This window comes from Prauserella alba, assembly GCF_024171735.1.
GTDB lineage: Bacteria > Actinomycetota > Actinomycetes > Mycobacteriales > Pseudonocardiaceae > Prauserella > Prauserella alba.
Genome location: NZ_JAMTCH010000004.1, coordinates 412,502 through 430,392 on the forward strand (window position 1 = coordinate 412,502; position 17,891 = coordinate 430,392).

Here is a 17,891-nt window from a genome sequence, read left to right on the forward strand (position 1 = left end):
ACCCGGACCACGGCGCCCAACCACCGTGGTCCGACGCCGAACTGTTCGGACCTAAACACCAGTGTCGCCCCGGCGGGACCGGGGAGGATTCGGGTATTCGTCAAGCTTTAGTACGCGGTATGTCTCCGGGTCGATCGTTGCACCCACAGCCACGGAATGACGAATTCCGTTGAATACCAAGTCCCACAATAGTGGATTCTGCTGATAATCCGCTATATTGCCGCGATCGACGTTTCCTCGCTGGTCTTTCAGGATTAGTTCCCAGCTACCCGGAGTTCCTGAGGTTTTGACCTCTACCAGCTCATACGTATGGACCACATCGCCGCCTGCGTTTACCCAATCGGCGCCAGCGGCCATTTTGGTATTCCGCGGAAGAAACCAGAACGCAACGCCCACGGCCGCGATAAACAGCCACATCGGCCAGTAAAGCATCCAGTCCAGTCCCGACTTTAACATAAGGAAAACGATGATCAAGACGACTATCGTGGCTGCTGACCACCATCCGGCTTTTCGAGTGCCGTAGAGCCATTCCAGTGCTGCGCTAGGGCCGCTTGGAACCTTGCTGGCGTCGTAAGGTTGCGGCTCCCTGCGGCCGTTGAAGTGGCCGGGAGCGGCCGGCGGTCTGGGCTCTCCCGTCTGCGGGTCGGGCTTCGGCGGTAGGTCAGTGTTCACAGCTACCTTCTACCAGTTTCCCGTGGTGAACTTGGACAGCAGCTTCAAGTCAGGTAGCCACGGGTTGGTTTCGGCATTCTGGTAGCCTTCCTGAGACATTACGTCGAGAGCTGCCTTGACATCGTCACTAGCGAAGTTCTCGATCAGGAAGCCGGTCCCGGTCGCCGCGATGAACCCGGCCAGAGCTCCGGGCGGACCGCCGATGGCACTACCGGCGGCGGCCCCGGCAACGATGCTGCCGCCGTTAGACAGCACAGTGACCGTCGGGTCCTTGCCTTGTGCCAAGTCGTCAACGAGGCTGAACCCGCCCAGCGTCGTCCCGACCGCGGGAAGCTTCGCCAGCAGTGGCTTCGCACCGGCCAGGTATTTCGCGTTCCTCGGTACAAAATTGGCGAGAGTGCTTGTGAGCGCCTTCTTGACCCCGCCGGGCAGCTTGTTCAGCCATTTGCCGAACTTCTTGCCCTCGGCCTGTGCCGCTTGGACGTTGGCCTTCGAGTTCGCGACCAGGGAGGCAACCAGATAGCGCGCCTGGTTCGACGATCCACGGGTGGCGTCGTCGGCAAGGTCACCCAGCTTGCTGCCGAGTTGGCGGAAGTTCGAGGCGGTGGTCTTGAAACTGTTGTGCGCCGCGATGTGCGCTGCCGCGAGCCCGGTGCCAAAGTCAGGCGCGTTGATGTACCACTTTTGGCCGACGTTCTTCAGGTAATCGAGGAGCATGCTCTGCGAGTCGGTCTCGATCTTCCGAGCTTCGGTCACCACGGTGCCGGCTTGCGTGTAGGCCTTGGCCTTCTTCACCCAGGCGGTGTAGGTATCCCATTGGGCGTCGAAGCGCTCTTTGTCGTCGCTGCTGATCGCCCCGCTCTTGGCGTGCCGGTGTGCTGGTTCGGGCTTCGGCGGCGGTTCGCCCGGTCCTTGAATCTCCTTGTCCGTGACGGTCAGGCCGCCCTTCTTGGCGATCTCGACGGCCTGCCCCATCCGGGCGTTGGTCGTATCAATGTCGGCCGCGTGCAAGTCGATCGCGTTCGCCAGACCGCCGTAGCCGGCGCTCAGATCGTCGATCTTGGGCTTGAAATGCAGCATGTTCCGCCGGAACGCGGTTGCCCCTTCGCCGTCCCACCCGTCCTCGGAGTTGTTCGACGCGCTCGTCACGTCCTCGTGGCGCGCCGATACCTTCTTGCCGGCTGTGCGTAGCCAGCCTGCGACCTCACGAAGGCTGGCTGATTGCGCCTCGACCTCGATGTTCAACGCCATGATTTCCCCCTCGTCAGACCGGTCGGTTGTCACCCTGCTCCGGCTTCGGAAGGTGGTCGGTCGACCACTGTTCCTGTGCCTCGTAGTCGGTCCGGCTCTGCTCCACGGCGTCGCCAATCGAGTGCAACCCGGCCACCAACTGGCTCGACTGTTCGGCCAGATGGGCGATCACCATCGCAATTGCGGCACTCGGTTCCCCGGCTTTGACATCCTCCGGCGGCTGCTCGGTGGCACCCAACTTGTCGGCCGCGCTGTGGAACGTCGCCGACACGGTGTTCAGCGTGTCGGCCTCGACCCGGTGACCCCCGGTCATGAGTCCTCCCCGTACTCGCCGTACTGCCGAATCTCCGGCGCCAAGGTCGCATCCCACAACACCAGGTCAGCGCCGACCTGATGCTGCAACTCCTCCAGACCGGCGGTGTGGAACCCGATCCACGGCTGCTCCTCGCCGCATCCGTCAACCAAGAGGTCTAACGAGGAGTACACCAACAGCGCGACTGACGCGTCCTCCAGCTCACGCAACACCACCGTCAGATCCTCGCCGCGCATCGGCGCCGCCGCCGGGACATAGACGACCTGCGGCGCCTCCTCGGTCATCTCCGCACCGAGCACAGGCCGAGACACCTCGGCCGTGACCTCGGACTCGGGCACGTTGGCCTTCGTGCCATACCGCGACCCACGCACCGACTGACCTCCCCCGTTCAATCTGGCCGTCGATGCCGATTACAACAACAACCAGCCAACGAGACAGAGCAGAAAGTCACAGCTCACCCAGACAGAGTAGGAGGGGACCGGGCGGCACCACTCAGGCGCTCAGATCAACCCAGCTCCAGTGCGTCCGTACGCGCCCTGAGACGCCATCTGAGAACCCACCCCGGGGGAAGGACACCCTGGTGGTTATCGGCCCGGCAGGTCGGTGGCGGCGAGCTCCGACAGCGCGCCGGTCAGCTGCCGCACGAACCGCAGGCGACGCTGTTCGCTGATGCTGTCCAGCGACAGGTAGGGGTTGAGGTCCTCCAGCTCGACCAGCAGCAACGTGCCCTCGGCGGTGCGGCACGCGTCGACGCGCTGGATGCCGTGGCGCATCCCGTTCCAGTCGATGAAGCGCTGGGCGAAGTCCAGGTCAGCCTGGGTGGGCTCATACGCCCTCAGTTGCCATCGTTGTGCGGGGTCGGGTGTGTACAACGCGTATTCGAAGGTGCGGTCGATGAAGTAGAACGAGACCTCGTAATCGATCGCGACGTGCGGCTGGATCAGTACGTCGCGATCGTCGATACCGCGGAGCTGCGTCGGGTCCAGGATCCTCAGGCCCACCGAGTCGGCGCCGAACTTGGGCTTGACCACGTAGGCATCGCTCTGCGGGAGCCGGTCCAAGTCGTCGACACCCTCCACCGTGGGGACCACCGGGTAACCGGCGCGACACAAGTCGACGAGATACTGTTTGCCCGCCATGTCGGCTTTCCCCGTCAGCTCGTTGAAGACCCGCGCACCGGTGGCCAGGGCATGGTCGCGGAACGCACGGTATTGCTCCGGGTAGTAGATGACCGGACCACTGTTGCGGACGAGCACGACATCGAACCGGTCCATCAGCGCCTGGGCGTCCCTCGGATGGCAGAGCGCGACGTCGAAGGCCTCGCGCAATTGAGACGACAGGTAGATGTCCTCGTCACAGTACCGGCGCCCCCGCGCTTCGTACGACAGATCGGTCACGAAGAGCACGCTGGGCCTGCCGGAAGACATGCCCCAATGTCTCACACGCCTGCCCGGTCACCGGCGAACACAGCAGCAGCACGCCTCCCTGTCACACGCACTCGACGTCCGGCAGACGCACCCTCAGAGCCCTCACGCGTCGGGCGCGGTTTCGACGACGAGCCAGCCGCCGTGGTGTTCGGCCACGGTGAACGGCAAGCCCGTGCGAGTTCCCAGGCGGGCCAGTTCCGCACCGTCGAACCGGCGTACGTGGCCGAAACAAGTGTCCGGTTCGTCCTCGAACGGCACGGCGACGACCACCCGGCGGGCGGCGAGCCGCACCGCTTCGGCGAGTACGGCGGCACCGGCGCCGGCGTCGAGGTGCTCCAGCAGGTGCAACACGGTCACGGTGTCGGCCGCACCGGCTGCCAACGGCACCGAGGCCGCATCGCAGGCCAGCGTCGACAACGGGACGCCCTCGCCGCGGGCGATCCGCGACAGCAGTCGCATGCTTCCCGGCACGACGTCGGACGCCGTCACGGAGTAGCCCGGCTCGGCCGCGAGCAGCAGCGGGAAGAAACCGAAACACGAGCCGAGGTCGAGCACCCGGCCCGGCGGCACGAGCGCCCGCGCGTACTCGTACACCGGCTCCAGCCCGCCGGTGGGACCGCGGTCCGATCCGTGCAGCCGCGCGAGCGTGTTGCGGTAGAAGGTCCGCCACGCCGCGAGCCCTCCGGGCACGGTAGAGCGGACGAGTCCGACGAACACCCGCTCGAACAGCTCCTGCTCGGCCACGAACCCCGGCCGGAACAACTCGTCGGCGACCAGCTCCGTCAACCCGTCCTCGATGTCACCGTGGCCGAGCCGGTGACTCACGACGAGCCGCGCATCGCCCCCGTGCAGCCGAAAATGCGTCGTGCGGGCGGAAACCGGCCCGAGCTGGCTCCCCAGCCACCCACCGCGGTGCACCACCCGGACCCGCTCGTCCCGGTACTCACCCGGCGGGCACGGCGCCAGCGGGTCCAGCGGAGCGGGGCCGGCAGCCGGAGCAGCGCGGTCCGGCGGAGCGGCGTCATCGGGCGGCGCCGGCTGGTCCCACGAGGCAGCGTGGCCGAGCGGAGCCGGCTCGGCACGGGCATGCAACGGGCTCGTCATCGGACGGCCGCAGGCAGGTCGCGTGCGGCGTTCTCCAGTCCGGCGACGTCGCGCACCACGCGAACCCGGCTGCAGTGCTCGGCGTAGTCCGGCAGATCGCACGCACCGAGGCCCCACGAATGGCGCGGTTCCGGGGTCAGCCACAGCACGTCCCTGGCTTTGCGCGCGATCTCCTCGAACGCGACGAGATTCGGATCGTTGCCGTTGCCCCGGCCGTCCCCCAGCACCAGCACGGTGGTCCTGCGGTTCACCGCGGTGCCGTGCTCGTCGAGGAACGCGCCGAACACGGAGCCGTAATCGGAGTTGGCGTCGACGTCGATGACATCGCCCCGGAACAGCGTCTCCAGGGCCTGGTCGATCCGCTGCTCGGCGAACAGACCGGTGATCTCCGCGATCTCGGCGACGAACGCGTACGAGCGGACCGACGAGAACAGATCGTGCAGCCCGTACAGCAGGTGCAGCGTGAAACCGGCGGTGGCGCGCACGGAAAGGCTCACGTCGGCGAGCACGACGAGCCGCGGCTTGTCCTCCCGCTGGTCGACGGTGACAGGCCGGAACGGCACGCCGTCGTAGCGCAGGTTCCGGCGCATCGTGCGGGCCGGATCGATGCGGCCACGCGACGCGGGCCGTTTGCGGTGCGTCACGGCGCCGCGCAGCGAGGCGACAATGGTGCGCAGCGCGTCTTCCAGCTCGTCGTGGCCCCGCTCGGATCCCCGGTCGGACCGGGAGTTCTCCGCGACGGACTGCTCCAGCAGCATCAGGTGTTCCAGGTGACGGCGCAGCGCCTCGGGCAGCCGGGCGAGGGCCCGCTCCCCCATACCGGACCGCAGGGCCGCCGCATCGGTCTCGTCGCCTTCGTCGTCCTCGCCGGGGCCGCGCTCCAGCCAGTTGAGCAGCGCGTCCTGTTCGGCCAGGCTGAGGGTGGCCTCCACCGGGTTTCCCTGGGCCTTACCGAGTTCGCCGGGCGCGACGCCGTGGCTGCGGTCGATCTCCAGCAGCACCTCGTTCGAACCGTCCATGGTGGACACGTCCTGCTGCGAGAACACGAGCTCGTCGTCGGTCTCGTTGTCGAGCACGATCGGGTTGAGCTCGGGGTGCGGGCTGTAGCGCTCGATGAGGTCGTCCTCGTCGAACAGGTCGCCGAGGTCGGCGTCGGGGCTTTCCATGTCGGCCCGCGGCGGGCGCTGGCCCGCCTCCTCGGCGATCGTGAAGTCGTCGAGCAGTGTGGTCGTGCCGGTGTTACCCGGGCCGTCGCCGCGTTCGTCGCCGAAGCGGACGTGGGCGAAGAAGGCGTCGAAGAGTTCGTCGAACGTCGCGTTGTCGCGGTGGTCCTTGACCAGCGCGCAGCGCAGCCCCTCGCGGAACAGTTCGCGGTCACCGATCATGGCCGGATCGGCCACGCAGCGGGCCGCGTCGACGATCTCGACCGACGAGATCCGCAGCCCCGCACTGCGCAGCAGTCGCACGAACCGATGCAGTCCGGTCAGCATGGCCGCGGCCTACCGCTTGCCGCGACCGTGGTTGGCCGCGAAGGAACGTTCACCCTGGCTGCTGCTCACCGACCGTTGCGGCGCCGGGGTGCCCGTGTTCTCCCCGTAGTAGCCCGCGCCGTGTCTGCCCGGCGTGTCCCGCGCCGCGCGCAACGCGGCACCCGCCCCCTCGTCGTCCGGATCGACTCCGGGGACGGGCGCGCGCCGCTCCCCCTCGACCGGAGCCCGCCGATCCTCACCGGCCGGACCCGGTTCGCCCTGCTCCCGCAGCTCACCCGAATCCCGCAGTCCACTCGAATCCCGCAGCTCACCCGAATCCCGCAGCACCCGCATGGCGCGCTCGACGTCGCGCTCGTACTTGGCCACGACCGAGATCGTGTCCGTCAGCAGTTCGGTGTCCGGTTCGGACGCCCCGAGCACCGCGAGCGTCCGTGCCCAGTCGATCGCCTCGGAGATGCCGGGCGGCTTGCGCATCCCTTGTTCGCGCAGCTCGCGTACGACGTCGACGAGGTGGGTCGCCACGGTTTCCGGCAGGCCGGTGCTCTTCGACCGGATGATGTCCAGCTCCCGCTCCGCCGACGGATAATCCAGCGACAGGTGCAGGCAGCGCCGTTTCAGCGCCGCCGAAAGGTCGCGGGTATTGTTGGAGGTCAGCACCACGTACGGCATGTGCTCCGCGGCGAACGTCCCGAGCTCGGGAACCGACACCTGATACTCGGCGAGCAGCTCCAGCAGCACCGCTTCGAGCGCCTCGTCGGCCCGGTCCACCTCGTCGATCAGCAGTACCACGGGCTCGGGGGAACGGACGGCACGCAACAGCGGCCGCTCCGCGAGGAACCGCTCGGAGAAGAACACGTTGTCGTGCTGGCCGATCGCCTCGACCGCCGACGGCAGATCGTCGGCGTCCGCGACCACCTGCCCGATCTTCTCCCGCAGGATCTGCGTGTACAGCATCTGCTTGCCGTAATCCCACTCGTAGAGGGCCTTCGTCTCGTCCTGGCCCTCGTAGCACTGGAGACGCAGCAGCCGCCTGCCCGTCGCGGCGGCGAGCGCCTTGGCGAGCTCGGTCTTGCCGACCCCGGCGGGCCCCTCCAGCAGCAGCGGTTTGCCCAGCTGGTCCTGGAGGTAGACGGTGGTCGCGAGTGGACGGTCGGCGAGGTAACCGACGTCGGACAGCAACGAGGTGACCTCGCCGACGGAGGAGAAGGAATGGGGGCGGTGACCGTTTCGTGAGCTCACGCGGGCAAACACCTTTCGGCCTGGGCCATGGGTGTTCCGCGGTGCGGCGCCCGCACCGCGGAACACCCATGGCTGAACTACAAGCGGCTCAGGAGATGAGGTCGTCGAGGTCGCCGTTGAAGCAGTGCTCGACCACCGGCCGCACGGTCTCGAACGTCGTCTCCTTCGGATTGCCCGGCGTGCAGGAGTCACCGAGGATGTGCTTGGACACCCGGTCCACGTCGTTCGCGTCGCCCTTGATGGTCGAGGCCTTCTTGTAGAAGTCCGTGGGACCGGTGCCGAGGCGGTTCTTCGGGTGGGTGTCCTGGGTGATGTCGGTGAACCGCTCGGTGATGCCCACGTCGCGCAGCAGCCGGATCGCCGCCGCCACGGCCGCATCGGCCGCCTTCACGTCGTTCATCCCGGTGGTGTCCACGCCGAGGGCCCCGGCCAGCCGCGCGTAGCGCTTGTACGCCACGGGCAGGTTCCACGCCCACACGCGCGGCAGTGCGATCGCGTTGTTGAGGCCGTGGTGGGTGTCGTAGAACGCGCTGACCGCGTGGGAGACCGAGTGGATGACGCCGAGCCCACCGGAGTTGAAGGCCTGCCCCGCGGTGTACTGGGCGTACATCATGCCTTCGCGGGCGGGCAGGTTGTCGGCGTGCCACGTCGCCGTACGCAGGTGCTCACCGACCAGCTCGGCCGAGTACAGCGCGCTGCCGAGCGACGGCGTGAAGTCCAACCTGGACACGTACGGCTCGGAGGCGTGCGCCAGCACGTCGAAGCCGCACTGCGCGGTGAAGTGCGAAGGGCACTCGTAGTACAGCACCGGGTCGTCGACGGCCAGCGTGACGACCGAGTGGTCGTCGAACGCGACGTACTTGTGCGGGTTCGCGGGGTCCGTCGTGGTGTCGGTGATGACGTACGCCCACGAGGTCTCCGAGCCCGTACCCGCCGTGGTCGACACGGCGATGTGCGGCGGGTTCTTCGGGTTCTCCGACTTGTTGAAGCCTTCGAACTCGTTGACGTTGCGGCCGTCGTGCGCCACCGAGATCCGCGCGCCCTTGCACGCGTCGTGGGAGGAACCGCCGCCGATCGAGATGAAGCCGTCACAACCGTCCTGCTGGTAGATCGCGACGGAGTCCATGACGTTGTAGTCCTTGGGGTTCGACTCCACCTTGTCGTACACGGACGGTTCGAGCCCGTGGTACTTGAGCGACTCGACGAGCTTGTTCACGATGTCGGTGCCGCGCAGTCCGGAGGTCATCACCAGCGGCCTGCGCATCCCGATCTTCAGCGCTTCCGGGCCGATCATCTCGTGCGAGCCGGGGCCCAGCAGCGCTCGCGGAATCGGGTGGAATTCCTTGAGGGGAAACGGCTTGAGAAGTTCGTCGACCTGCATTGGCTGACCCTTTCCGTCGTGACACGTACCACGCTGAAGCTATGGCCGTGGTCACTCCGGCCCAAGGGGTCCGAGGCCGAAACCGCTCACCGGCGGAGGCAGAACGCCCCCGTGGGACGGGAACCGACCCCGTCCGTTCGGACAGGTTCCCGCACGCGCGAAGAACCGCACCGCCGCGATCGTGCGGCGATGCGGTTCGTCGGGCGGCGGCGCGGCCTCAGGCCCGGCGGAGCAGGCCCGCCCGCTTCCGCGGCTGCCGCGGCTGCACCCGGTTGCTGCGCACGTCGTCGAGCAGGGCGGCGACGGTCTCCTGTGCACAGGTCTTGTTCGCCCCGATTCCGCCGGAGGGGCCGCGTTTGATCCACCCCACGACGTACGTGCCGTCCCGGCCCTGCACCCGGCCGGCCGTGTTCGGGATCGTGCCCGCCGCCTCGTCGTAGGGCAGTCCCGGCACCCCGACACCGCGGTACCCCACGGCCCGCACCACCGAACCCGCGGCGATGTCCACATCGGATTCGGTGCCGCTCGTGCGCAGTCCCGTCACCCGGTCGCCGCCGAGTACTTCGAGCGGCGAGGAGTGGAACCGCAGCACGATCCGGCGCCGACCCCCCACGGGCGGCGCCGACCAGTCGACGGGTTCCTGGACGAGACTCCGCAGCAGCTGCGCCTTCTCCCCCGGCTCGGCGGCGTCGATCGCCTTCGCCACGCGGTCGTCGTGGCTGTCGACCACGACGTCGAAGTCCGGATGCCGCGTCAGCGCGAGCAGTTCGGGCTCGGTGTAGGCGGCGTGTTCCGGTCCGCGACGTGCCAGCAGCACGACCTCCCGCACCGAACTCGACCGCAGCCGCGCCAGCGCATCCCGCGAGATCGACGTGGCTTCGAGCCCGCCCGGATCGCTGGACAGGATGCGAGCGACGTCGAGGGCCACGTTGCCGTTGCCGATCAGCACCGCCCGCTGCGACGACAGGTCGACCACGTCGCGGCTCGCGTCCGGGTGGCCGGCGTCGGGATGGCCGTTGTACCAGGAGACGACGTCGGTCGCGGCGACGCTGCCGGGCAGCTGCTCCCCTTCGATGCCCAGCGACTTCGCCGACGACGCGCCGACGGCGTAGATGACGGCGTCGTGCCGCGCGGCCAGCTCGTCGACCGTCACGTCCCTGCCGACCTCGACGCCCAGCCGCAGGGTGAGCCGCGGGTGCTCGCGGTAGCGCGCGAACGTCTCGTCGATCCGTTTCGTCGACGGATGGTCCGGGGCGACGCCGAAGCGGATCAGCCCGCCCGCGACGTCCAGCCGGTCGATCAGCGTGACCCGTGCGCTCGTGTGCAGCAGCAGATCCTCGACTGCGTACATCCCCGCGGGCCCGCTGCCGACGACGGCGACGTCGAGCGCGGGGAAGTCGGACGAGATCGTCCGGTCGAACGTGGGCGCGCCCCAGTTGTGAAAGACCGGCGAGGACCCGAGCACGTCCCCTGACACCGGCTTGCCGTCGTAGAACCGGGCGTTCACGTCGGCGTACGGCTTGAGGGATTCGCTCAGTGTGTCCACCGGGAAGATGGCCTCCACCGGGCACGCATCGGCGCACGCGCCGCAGTCGATGCAGCTGCGCGGGTCGATGTAGAGCATGTCGGTGGTGCCGAAGTCCGGTTCGTCCGGCGTGGGGTGGATGCAGTTGACCGGGCACACCGCGACGCACGAGGCGTCGTTGCAGCAGGTCTGCGTGATCGCGTAGGCCATGGTTGCCGAACCGGGGTCAGAGCAGGTTGGCGCGCTTGTAGATGCGCTTCGACGCCGGAGTCAGCAGGCCCGCCGAGTTGAGGAACTCCATCAGGCCGGAGCAGCTGGACCGCAGCATCGCCTTGTGGTTCTCGTTGCTGCGCGCCTCCCGGATGGCCCGCTTCGGGTCGAGGCCCGCGTTCTCGTACACCTTCGGGTTCCACATGGCGTCGACGATGAAGTAGGCCACGATCGCGATGTTGACGGCGTTGATGTGGCGGCGCAGCTTGCCCGCGCTTTTCATCCGCTCCTTGGTCTCCTCGCGGGCGAACTTCATGTGCCGCGATTCCTCGACCACGTGGATGTTGTTGATCGTGCGCACGAAGGGAACGACGCGCTCGTCGCGCATCCAGTCGCGCTGCATCACGTCGAGGACCTCCTCGGCCACGAGGATCGCCGCGTAGGCGGCCTCACCGCGCGCGGTGGCTGCGTAGATCCGGCCACCGTGCACCGCGTACCACTTCGGACGGTAGGCGGGCGCGTTCAGCTTCTCCGCACCGCGGGCGAACATGATCGAGTGGCGGCACTCGTCGGCGATCTCCGTCAGGGCCCACTGGAATTCGGGCGAGGTCGGGTCCTTGGCGTAGAAGTCGCGCAGCACCATCTGCTGCAGGATCATCTCGAACCAGATGCCCGTGCTGGCCACCGACGCCGCTTCCTGGCGCGTCAGCTCGCGTCGCTGGTCCTCGGTCATCTCGTCCCAGTAGGGCGTGCCGTAGAGCGTGCTCCACTCCGGAGACGTGCCCCAGTACGAGGTGTCGAGCGGGGTCTCCCAGTCGACCTCGGTCGCGGGGTCGTACGACAACATTTCCGAGGAGTCCAGCAGCCGCTGCGCGACCGAGTCGTGGTCGTGCTGCGCGTCCGCGTCACTGCGGTGGTCGACGCTGGTCATAGGAAGCTCCCTGACGACGAGAATGCCTGTTACCAAGATTTACTGTTACTCAAGGTAACACGACGTTCGGGGCAGGGCCAGCTCGGCACGTTTCCCCAGGACAAGTGGCAGATCAGGGGTTCAGGGCGGGCCATCGTCCGGCATCGCGGTCACACCCGCGACGGCATCATCGAACGAATGACCGCGACCATGTAGGCACAGGCTCGCAGCGTCGACGCCACGACGTCGCGTCGGCGGGCCGGGAGCGCCTCCCCCGAGACGCCCCACCTCCCGGCCCGCCGACCCCCTCACCGGCGCCCCTGGACCTCTCGCCGCGCAACGCCCGGCTCCCCCTGGGCGTTGCGCTCCCTCGACGGGCGGGAGGAACAGCGGCTCGGCGACCGAGCGCCCTCTGCAACTGGAGCGACGCGCGAACCTTGCTGCGAGCCGGCCGGGGCTGCCACCCGAGTCACCGATGCCGCTCGTGGCGCACCACCATGACCGGGCACCGCGCATGGTGGATCATCGCCTGGCTCGTCGACCCCAGCAGCAACCCGCGGAACCCGCCCCGGCCGCGGCTGCCGACCACCAGCAACGACGCGGTGTCGGACCACTCCATCAACTGGCGCCGGGGCCTGTCCCGCTCGATCACGCGCTCGACCACGACGTCCGGGTACTTCTCCGTCCATCCGGCCAACCGCTCCGCGAGCACCATCTCGTGATGCTGCTTCTTCGGCTCTCCCTCGAAATACACCAGCGCCTGGTTGAGCGCGCTGTCGTACTCGATGTCCAGCATGGCGTTCACGGCCACGAGCTTCACGTTTCGCAGCGAGGCCTCGTGGAAGGCGACCGCGGTCGCCTCCTCACTGACCGGACTGCCGTCCACCCCCACGACGACAGGCCCGTCCTCCGACGCCGGTGTCCCGTCGTCACGGTGCCGGATGACCACGACCGGGCACTCCGCGTGGCCGGTCACGGCTATCGCCGTGGAACCCGCCAGCATGCCGGCAAACCCGCCCACACCTTCTGCGCCCAGCACGAGCATGGCTGCTGAACGGGACTCCTCGATCAACACCGAGATCTCGTCGCCGGACGACATCTCCACCTCGATGTCAGCCGGCCAGCCGGTCGCCTCGGCCTCCTGTTGTGCCGCGGCGAGGACGTCTTTGCCCTCCGCATTCAGCCGTTCGAACACGTCCCGGGAGAACACGGGATCGACACTGAACCCACGCAGCGAGTTGGCGGCGTGCACGATCCGCAGCCTCCGCTGTCTGCGTGCGGCCAACCCGGCCGCCCAGCGCACTGCCTCACGCCCCTTCTCCGACCCGTCCGTTCCGACGACGATCGGGCCGTCGGCCAGTTCGCCCGCGCTCATCGTGACCTCCCATGGGCCGGTTGACCTGCGCCGACTTCCTGCGCAGCGGCGATCGGTGCCGAATGTATGACGCACCGGAGGGTCGTCGATGCTGCCGAAAGTCCCCGGCCGCAGGGACCTTCGGCAACCGCCCCCGATGTCTCGATCGCCGAGGTGACCCCGTCTTCGCGACGCCGGTGACCTAAGACTCTGTCGACCAGCCCGGCGCGGGCGCAGCATCGAGAACACAGCGCCGAAGCCGGGAGAAGCAGCCATGCACCAGAACGAGCACGCCTCCGCGCAACGGATCATCGTGGGATTCGACGGCTCGCCGTCGGCCGACCGGACACTGCAGTGGGCGACCGAGCACGTCGGCCGATGTGGCGGGGAGGTCGAGGTCATCGCCGTGCGGGAACGGGACGACCTGCTTCCCGGGACGTCCTACACCTTCCAGCCCCACGGCCGCAGGGCCGTCCGGGACGAGGTCGGGGTGCGAGACTACCTGCACGAAACCGTGATCGCAGCCGTGGGCGAGGCACCCGTTACCGAGTCCGTGGTCACCGGCGACCCCGCCATCGAGCTCGTCAAAGCCTCCGCGGACGCGGATCTGCTCGTGGTCGGCGCGCACCGGCGCGGCGCCCTGTCCGAGATGCTGCTCGGCAGCACCTCGGCCGAGTGCATCCGCCACGCGCACTGCCCCGTGGTCGTCATCCCGGCCGGGCTCGACGACAGCGACGGCTTCGACGGCTGACCGGGAACGGCATCCTCGTAGGCGAGATCATGACCAGCCCGGTGGTAGCCGTGACCACCGATGCGACTCCGCTCGAGGTCGCAGCCGTTCTCCACCGGCACGGCTTCACGACGGTTCCGGTCATCGACCGGAACGGCTTGCTGGTGGGCCTGATCGGCGAAGCCGAGACTGCGCGGTTCTTCGTCGCAGAGGCCCGTTCGGCGAACACCTCCCGCGCCGGTTCGGCCGGTCGACTCATGCGCACCTCGGCGGAGTTCGTCCGACCGGACACCACGGTCGCCGACGCGGCGACAACGATGATCGACAGCGCCGAGCGCTGTCTTCCCGTCGTCAGCGACGGCCGGATGCTGGGAATCATCAGCTGGCGCGACGTCCTGCGCAACGTGCTGGCGGCCACCAACCATCCACAACGCCGATGAGACACGGGACGCGAACGCTCACCCGACAATCGCCGTAGCGGTGAGAAAATAGATCACAACAGACAACAGGTCCTGGATGACAGTCGCCAGGGGCCCCGAACCGTAAGCCGGATCCACGCCGATCCGCGACAACAGCCACGGCAGTGCCAGCGCGACCAACGTCGCGATGGCACAGGCGGCCAACAGCGCCAGCGCGACGGCGAACGCAACCTCCGCATCGCCCCACAGCCACCAGGTCGCCGGCAACGCCATTCCCGCCAGCACTACGCCGAGCAGCACCCCGGTCACCGTTTCGCGAGCAACGGTCCAGCTGACGGGGACACCGACGGAAAGTCCGCGCACGATCAGGGTCTCGGTCTGCGTTCCGACCGCGTCCGCCAGGTACACCACCGCGGGCACGAAGAAGGCCAACAACACCTGTCGTTCCAGCACTGCTTCGAACGCACCGACCACGCCTGCCGACAGCAACGCCCCCACCAGTCCGACGAGCAGCCATGGCAGCCGGTGCCACAACCGCAGGCGGACCCGTTCCCCGCTGGCACGCCTCGCTGCCGACGCCGCACCGAGGAATCCACCGAGCCGGGCGAGGTCTTGGTCGTGCTCGGCCAGCAGGACGGCCATCAGGCGCTGCGGAGCCACGATTCCCGCGAAGCGCCCGTCGCCGTCCACGACAGCCAGTGCCGGTTCGGCATGGTGCACCGCTGTCCACGCCGCCCGCTCCTGCGGCGCGCCAGGCGCCACGGTTGTCGGCGCGGGGTTCATCACCTGCCGCACGCTCGCCCCTTGTGGCGCAGCCAGTAGCCGTTCGACCGTCAGCACTCCGACGAGGCGCTCACCGCGGCAGACCGCAAGGACCGCAGCACTGTCGAACCGGCGTCCTCGTAACGCCGGTATCACTCCGTCCACGGGATCCTCCGGCGCGACGACCGGAATCCGCATGCTGGCGTGTGCGGCAACCGCACCCAGATCGTCGTTCCCCTGCTGCTGGGCCTCAGTCATGCGCACGGTCCACGATCGCCTCCCGCCGTGCATGGGAACCGTCTCCGAACACTCCTGACCGCGCACACTACGAACGGTCCTTCGAAGGCCGCTGCGTACGTTGGTCACTCGACCTCGGGACTTACAGCCCTGCCGTTCGGTGCCGCCGACGAGAAACATGGTGCCGGCTCCAATGCCACCGAAAGGTCGGACCGATCCCCTTCACGTTGCATGCGGGATGCCCGGCAGAAGACGAGACCCGGTGTTCGGTCCGCGACCGTGCCCGGCGACGGCCGGGATCGTAGGCTGGTGCTTACACCGCAACAGCGGCCACAACGGAACCACCCAGGCGGTACGGGATGATCACGGTGTTCGTCGTCGACGACCACGAGGTCGTGCGCCGCGGAATCGGGGATCTGCTGGAGGGGGATGCGGAGCTGACCGTCGCGGGCGAGGCCGCGAGCGCCGCCCAGGCGCTCGCGCGAATCCCTGCAATCCGGCCGGACGTCGCCGTCCTCGACATCCGGCTGCCGGACGGCAACGGCATCGAACTGTGCCGAGAACTCCGTTCCCGCCTGCCCGAGCTGCGCTGCCTGATCCTGACGTCCTACAGCGACGAGGAGGCCATGCTCGACGCGATTCTCGCCGGGGCCAGCGGCTACGTCCTGAAGGACATCGAGGGCCTGCAACTCACCACGGCCGTCCGGGAGGTCGGCCACGGCCGGTCGCTGCTCGACAACCGTGCCGCGGCCACGCTGATGGCCTCGCTCCGAGCCGGCGCAGAGTCCGCGGGGCCCCTCGACAATCTCACCGACCGTGAACACACGTTGCTCACTCTCATCGGCGAGGGGCTCACCAACCGGCAGATCGCCGAGAAGATGTATCTCGCGGAGAAGACCGTCAAGAACTACGTCTCCCGGCTGCTCACCAAGCTCGGAGTCGAGCGCCGCACCCAGGCCGCGGTCCTCGCCACCCGGCTCAAACCGCGCAACCGCACCGACTGACCGCCATCGCACGGCCCGCACGGGAACCGCTCCGTGTGGTGATCTCTCGTCGCGGGTGGCAATCTCGGCATATGGCAGACGGTGATGACCTGTCCGACAGTTCGGGAGCCACGCCACTGCGCGAAACACTGTCACAGCTGCAGCTTCGCGAGCTGCTGCGCGGTGTCCAGGACCGGATCGACGAGGTCATCAACGCCCGGGACCAGATGGACGGGCTGCTGGAGGCCATGCTGGCCGTGGCTTCCGGGCTGGAGCTGGACGCCACGTTGCGCCGGATAGTGCACGCCGCGATCGACCTGGTGGACGCCCGTTACGGCGCACTCGGCGTACTCAACCCGGACGGCAACGGGCTGGCCGAGTTCATCTACGAGGGCATCGACGAGCAGACCCGAGGGATGATCGGCGACCTTCCCGCGGGGCACGGCCTGCTGGGACTGCTGATCGAGCAGCCGAAGCCGGTGCGGCTCGACGTGCTCTCGAACCATCCGTCCTCGGCGGGTTTTCCCGAGCACCATCCGCCCATGCGCACGTTCCTCGGGGTGCCGGTGCGCGTGCGGGACAAGGTGTTCGGGAACCTTTACCTAACGGAGAAGGTCGGGGGGCAACGTTTCACCGAGGATGACGAGGTCGTCGTCCACGCGCTGGCCGCTGCCGCAGGGATCGCGATCGAGAACGCCCGACTCTACGAACAGTCGCAACTGCGCCGGCGCTGGCAGGAAGCGACGAGCGAGGTGAGGGTCGCTCTGATCGCCACCGAGGATCCCACAGAAGTGCTCGACCTCGTGGCCGACCGCGCTCTCGAACTCACCGGCGCGGACTACGCCTTCCTCGCCCGGCCTGAAGACCCGGAACAGCCGGAGGACGAGGTCACCGACCTCGTGATCACCGTCAGCAAAGGGGGCCGTGGCGGGCACGACTTCACCGGCCGCGTCCTGCCCGTCGACGGCTCCACCTCCGGCTCCGCCTACCGTCGGCGCACTCCGCTGCAGGTCGCCGAGCTCGAGTCCGATCCGGCCGCGGGCCAGGACCTGCAACTGGGCCCGGCGCTCGCCCTGCCGCTGCGGGTCGCCGCGGACGCGGTGTCCGGCGTCCTGGTGGCCGTCCGCGAGTCCGGAGCGCCGCCGTTCGACCCCGACCAGCTGCCGCTGGCGGCCGCGTTCACGGACCAGGCCGCGCTGGCGCTGCAGCTGGCCGACGACCAGCGGCGGCTGCGCGAACTGCAGGTGCTGGGTGACCGCGACCGGATCGCCCGCGACCTGCACGACCACGTCATCCAGCGACTGTTCTCGATCGGGCTGTCGATCCAGAGCACCCAGCAGCGGGCGCGCTCACCCGAGATCCAGTGGCGGCTCGCGGACACCGTCTCCGACCTGCAGAACGTCGTCAGTGACATTCGGAGCACCATCTTCGATCTGCACGGCTCCGCGCAGGGCAGCAGTCAGCTGCGGCAGCGGTTACACGAAGCGGTGACCGAACTCGTCGGTGACAGCGGGCTGCACTCGACCATCCGGATGGCGGGACCGCTCGGCGTGGTCTCCGGCGAACTGGCCGACAGCGCCGAGGCCGTGGTGCGGGAAGCGGTCAGCAACGCTGTGCGCCATTCCGGTGCGACCACCGTGACGATCACGGCGTCGGTCGCCGACGACCTGGTCATCGACGTCACCGACGACGGGGCCGGCATTCCGGAGACGGTCGCACGCAGCGGGTTGCACAACCTCGAGCAGCGCGCCGTGCAGGCGGGCGGCAACCTGCAGATCGAACGGCCGCCGACGGGCGGAACTCGCGTGGTCTGGTCGGCGCCGCTACCCGACCCCGGCCGTTGACCCACCCCGAACGGGCGTCGCGGCACCGGACCTGCTTTCG

17 protein-coding genes are annotated in these 17,891 nt (G+C 68.3%); 4 read left to right on the forward strand and 13 right to left on the reverse strand.

The features are described from left to right. Positions 1 to 51: 51 nt before the first annotated feature. From LY12_RS10790 to LY12_RS10845, 12 genes are all read right to left on the reverse strand, one after another. Positions 52 to 474 (reverse strand): hypothetical protein, encoded by a 423-nt coding sequence (locus LY12_RS10790; RefSeq protein WP_253855619.1) that lies wholly within the window; start codon positions 472 to 474, stop codon positions 52 to 54. A gap of 207 nt (positions 475 to 681) precedes the next feature. Then, positions 682 to 1,923, reverse strand: coding sequence for a WXG100 family type VII secretion target (locus LY12_RS10795; RefSeq protein ID WP_253855620.1), 1,242 nt, complete (start codon positions 1,921 to 1,923; stop codon positions 682 to 684). Between the two features lie 13 nt (positions 1,924 to 1,936). Then, positions 1,937 to 2,236: a hypothetical protein gene (locus tag LY12_RS10800; protein ID WP_253855622.1), complete on the reverse strand. Its 300-nt coding sequence runs from the start codon at positions 2,234 to 2,236 to the stop codon at positions 1,937 to 1,939. Next, the gene (locus tag LY12_RS10805; protein WP_253855623.1) at positions 2,233 to 2,607 is read right to left on the reverse strand and encodes an SAV_915 family protein; all 375 of its coding nucleotides are present in this window, start codon (positions 2,605 to 2,607) and stop codon (positions 2,233 to 2,235) included. Before LY12_RS10805 ends, LY12_RS10800 begins: the two co-directional genes overlap by 4 nt. A gap of 213 nt (positions 2,608 to 2,820) precedes the next feature. After that, complete coding sequence (locus tag LY12_RS10810) at positions 2,821 to 3,633, reverse strand: ATP-grasp domain-containing protein (protein WP_253855625.1); 813 nt, start codon at positions 3,631 to 3,633, stop codon at positions 2,821 to 2,823. 132 nt (positions 3,634 to 3,765) lie between these two features. Further along, entirely contained in the window at positions 3,766 to 4,767 is a 1,002-nt protein-coding gene (gene mftM, locus LY12_RS10815) for a mycofactocin oligosaccharide methyltransferase MftM (RefSeq protein WP_253855627.1), read from the reverse strand. Continuing rightward, positions 4,764 to 6,257 (reverse strand): VWA domain-containing protein, encoded by a 1,494-nt coding sequence (locus tag LY12_RS10820; protein ID WP_253855629.1) that lies wholly within the window; start codon positions 6,255 to 6,257, stop codon positions 4,764 to 4,766. The genes mftM and LY12_RS10820 overlap by 4 nt, the downstream gene beginning before the upstream one ends. Before the next feature lie 9 nt (positions 6,258 to 6,266). Then, entirely contained in the window at positions 6,267 to 7,496 is a 1,230-nt protein-coding gene (locus LY12_RS10825; RefSeq protein ID WP_253855631.1) for an AAA family ATPase, read from the reverse strand. Positions 7,497 to 7,584: 88 nt separating this feature from the next. After that, positions 7,585 to 8,877 carry an NDMA-dependent methanol dehydrogenase gene (gene mdo, locus LY12_RS10830; RefSeq protein WP_253855632.1) on the reverse strand — a complete coding sequence of 431 codons (1,293 nt, stop codon included), beginning with the start codon at positions 8,875 to 8,877 and terminating at the stop codon, positions 7,585 to 7,587. A gap of 217 nt (positions 8,878 to 9,094) precedes the next feature. Further along, positions 9,095 to 10,612 carry an FAD-dependent oxidoreductase gene (locus LY12_RS10835; RefSeq protein ID WP_253855633.1) on the reverse strand — a complete coding sequence of 506 codons (1,518 nt, stop codon included), beginning with the start codon at positions 10,610 to 10,612 and terminating at the stop codon, positions 9,095 to 9,097. Positions 10,613 to 10,628: 16 nt separating this feature from the next. After that, positions 10,629 to 11,543 carry an AurF N-oxygenase family protein gene (locus LY12_RS10840; RefSeq protein ID WP_253855634.1) on the reverse strand — a complete coding sequence of 305 codons (915 nt, stop codon included), beginning with the start codon at positions 11,541 to 11,543 and terminating at the stop codon, positions 10,629 to 10,631. A gap of 448 nt (positions 11,544 to 11,991) precedes the next feature. Continuing rightward, positions 11,992 to 12,897, reverse strand: a complete 906-nt coding sequence (locus LY12_RS10845) for a universal stress protein (RefSeq protein ID WP_253855635.1) — start codon at positions 12,895 to 12,897, stop codon at positions 11,992 to 11,994. Between the two features lie 253 nt (positions 12,898 to 13,150). Between LY12_RS10845 and LY12_RS10850 the strand changes: the two genes are divergently transcribed. Together LY12_RS10850 and LY12_RS10855 are read left to right on the forward strand one after the other, a co-directional pair. Then, on the forward strand, positions 13,151 to 13,627 hold the full coding sequence (locus LY12_RS10850) for a universal stress protein (protein ID WP_253855636.1): 477 nt from the start codon (positions 13,151 to 13,153) through the stop codon (positions 13,625 to 13,627). A 29-nt stretch (positions 13,628 to 13,656) separates the two neighbouring features. Next, the gene (locus LY12_RS10855) at positions 13,657 to 14,046 is read left to right on the forward strand and encodes a CBS domain-containing protein (protein ID WP_253855637.1); all 390 of its coding nucleotides are present in this window, start codon (positions 13,657 to 13,659) and stop codon (positions 14,044 to 14,046) included. Between the two features lie 18 nt (positions 14,047 to 14,064). Here the strand turns inward: LY12_RS10855 and LY12_RS10860 are convergent, their stop codons facing one another. Continuing rightward, positions 14,065 to 15,045, reverse strand: a complete 981-nt coding sequence (locus tag LY12_RS10860) for a magnesium transporter (RefSeq protein WP_253855638.1) — start codon at positions 15,043 to 15,045, stop codon at positions 14,065 to 14,067. 338 nt (positions 15,046 to 15,383) lie between these two features. On the opposite strand from LY12_RS10860, the gene LY12_RS10865 reads away from it, so the two are divergent. Further along, positions 15,384 to 16,028 carry a response regulator gene (locus tag LY12_RS10865; protein ID WP_253855639.1) on the forward strand — a complete coding sequence of 215 codons (645 nt, stop codon included), beginning with the start codon at positions 15,384 to 15,386 and terminating at the stop codon, positions 16,026 to 16,028. 71 nt (positions 16,029 to 16,099) lie between these two features. Then, complete coding sequence (locus tag LY12_RS10870; protein WP_253855640.1) at positions 16,100 to 17,851, forward strand: sensor histidine kinase; 1,752 nt, start codon at positions 16,100 to 16,102, stop codon at positions 17,849 to 17,851. Positions 17,852 to 17,891 lie beyond the last annotated feature (40 nt).

Excerpts from the sequence above, each read along its gene's own strand:
- LY12_RS10795 (WP_253855620.1), bottom strand. The coding sequence starts at position 1,923 with ATGGCGTTGAACATCGAGGTCGAGGCGCAATCAGCCAGCCTTCGTGAG.
- LY12_RS10800 (WP_253855622.1), bottom strand. The coding sequence starts at position 2,236 with ATGACCGGGGGTCACCGGGTCGAGGCCGACACGCTGAACACCGTGTCG.
- mftM (WP_253855627.1), bottom strand. The coding sequence starts at position 4,767 with ATGACGAGCCCGTTGCATGCCCGTGCCGAGCCGGCTCCGCTCGGCCAC.
- LY12_RS10820 (WP_253855629.1), bottom strand. The coding sequence starts at position 6,257 with ATGCTGACCGGACTGCATCGGTTCGTGCGACTGCTGCGCAGTGCGGGG.
- mdo (WP_253855632.1), bottom strand. The coding sequence starts at position 8,877 with ATGCAGGTCGACGAACTTCTCAAGCCGTTTCCCCTCAAGGAATTCCAC.
- LY12_RS10835 (WP_253855633.1), bottom strand. The coding sequence starts at position 10,612 with ATGGCCTACGCGATCACGCAGACCTGCTGCAACGACGCCTCGTGCGTC.
- LY12_RS10840 (WP_253855634.1), bottom strand. The coding sequence starts at position 11,543 with ATGACCAGCGTCGACCACCGCAGTGACGCGGACGCGCAGCACGACCAC.
- LY12_RS10845 (WP_253855635.1), bottom strand. The coding sequence starts at position 12,897 with ATGAGCGCGGGCGAACTGGCCGACGGCCCGATCGTCGTCGGAACGGAC.
- LY12_RS10850 (WP_253855636.1), top strand. The coding sequence starts at position 13,151 with ATGCACCAGAACGAGCACGCCTCCGCGCAACGGATCATCGTGGGATTC.
- LY12_RS10855 (WP_253855637.1), top strand. The coding sequence starts at position 13,657 with ATGACCAGCCCGGTGGTAGCCGTGACCACCGATGCGACTCCGCTCGAG.
- LY12_RS10860 (WP_253855638.1), bottom strand. The coding sequence starts at position 15,045 with ATGACTGAGGCCCAGCAGCAGGGGAACGACGATCTGGGTGCGGTTGCC.
- LY12_RS10865 (WP_253855639.1), top strand. The coding sequence starts at position 15,384 with ATGATCACGGTGTTCGTCGTCGACGACCACGAGGTCGTGCGCCGCGGA.
- LY12_RS10870 (WP_253855640.1), top strand. The coding sequence starts at position 16,100 with ATGGCAGACGGTGATGACCTGTCCGACAGTTCGGGAGCCACGCCACTG.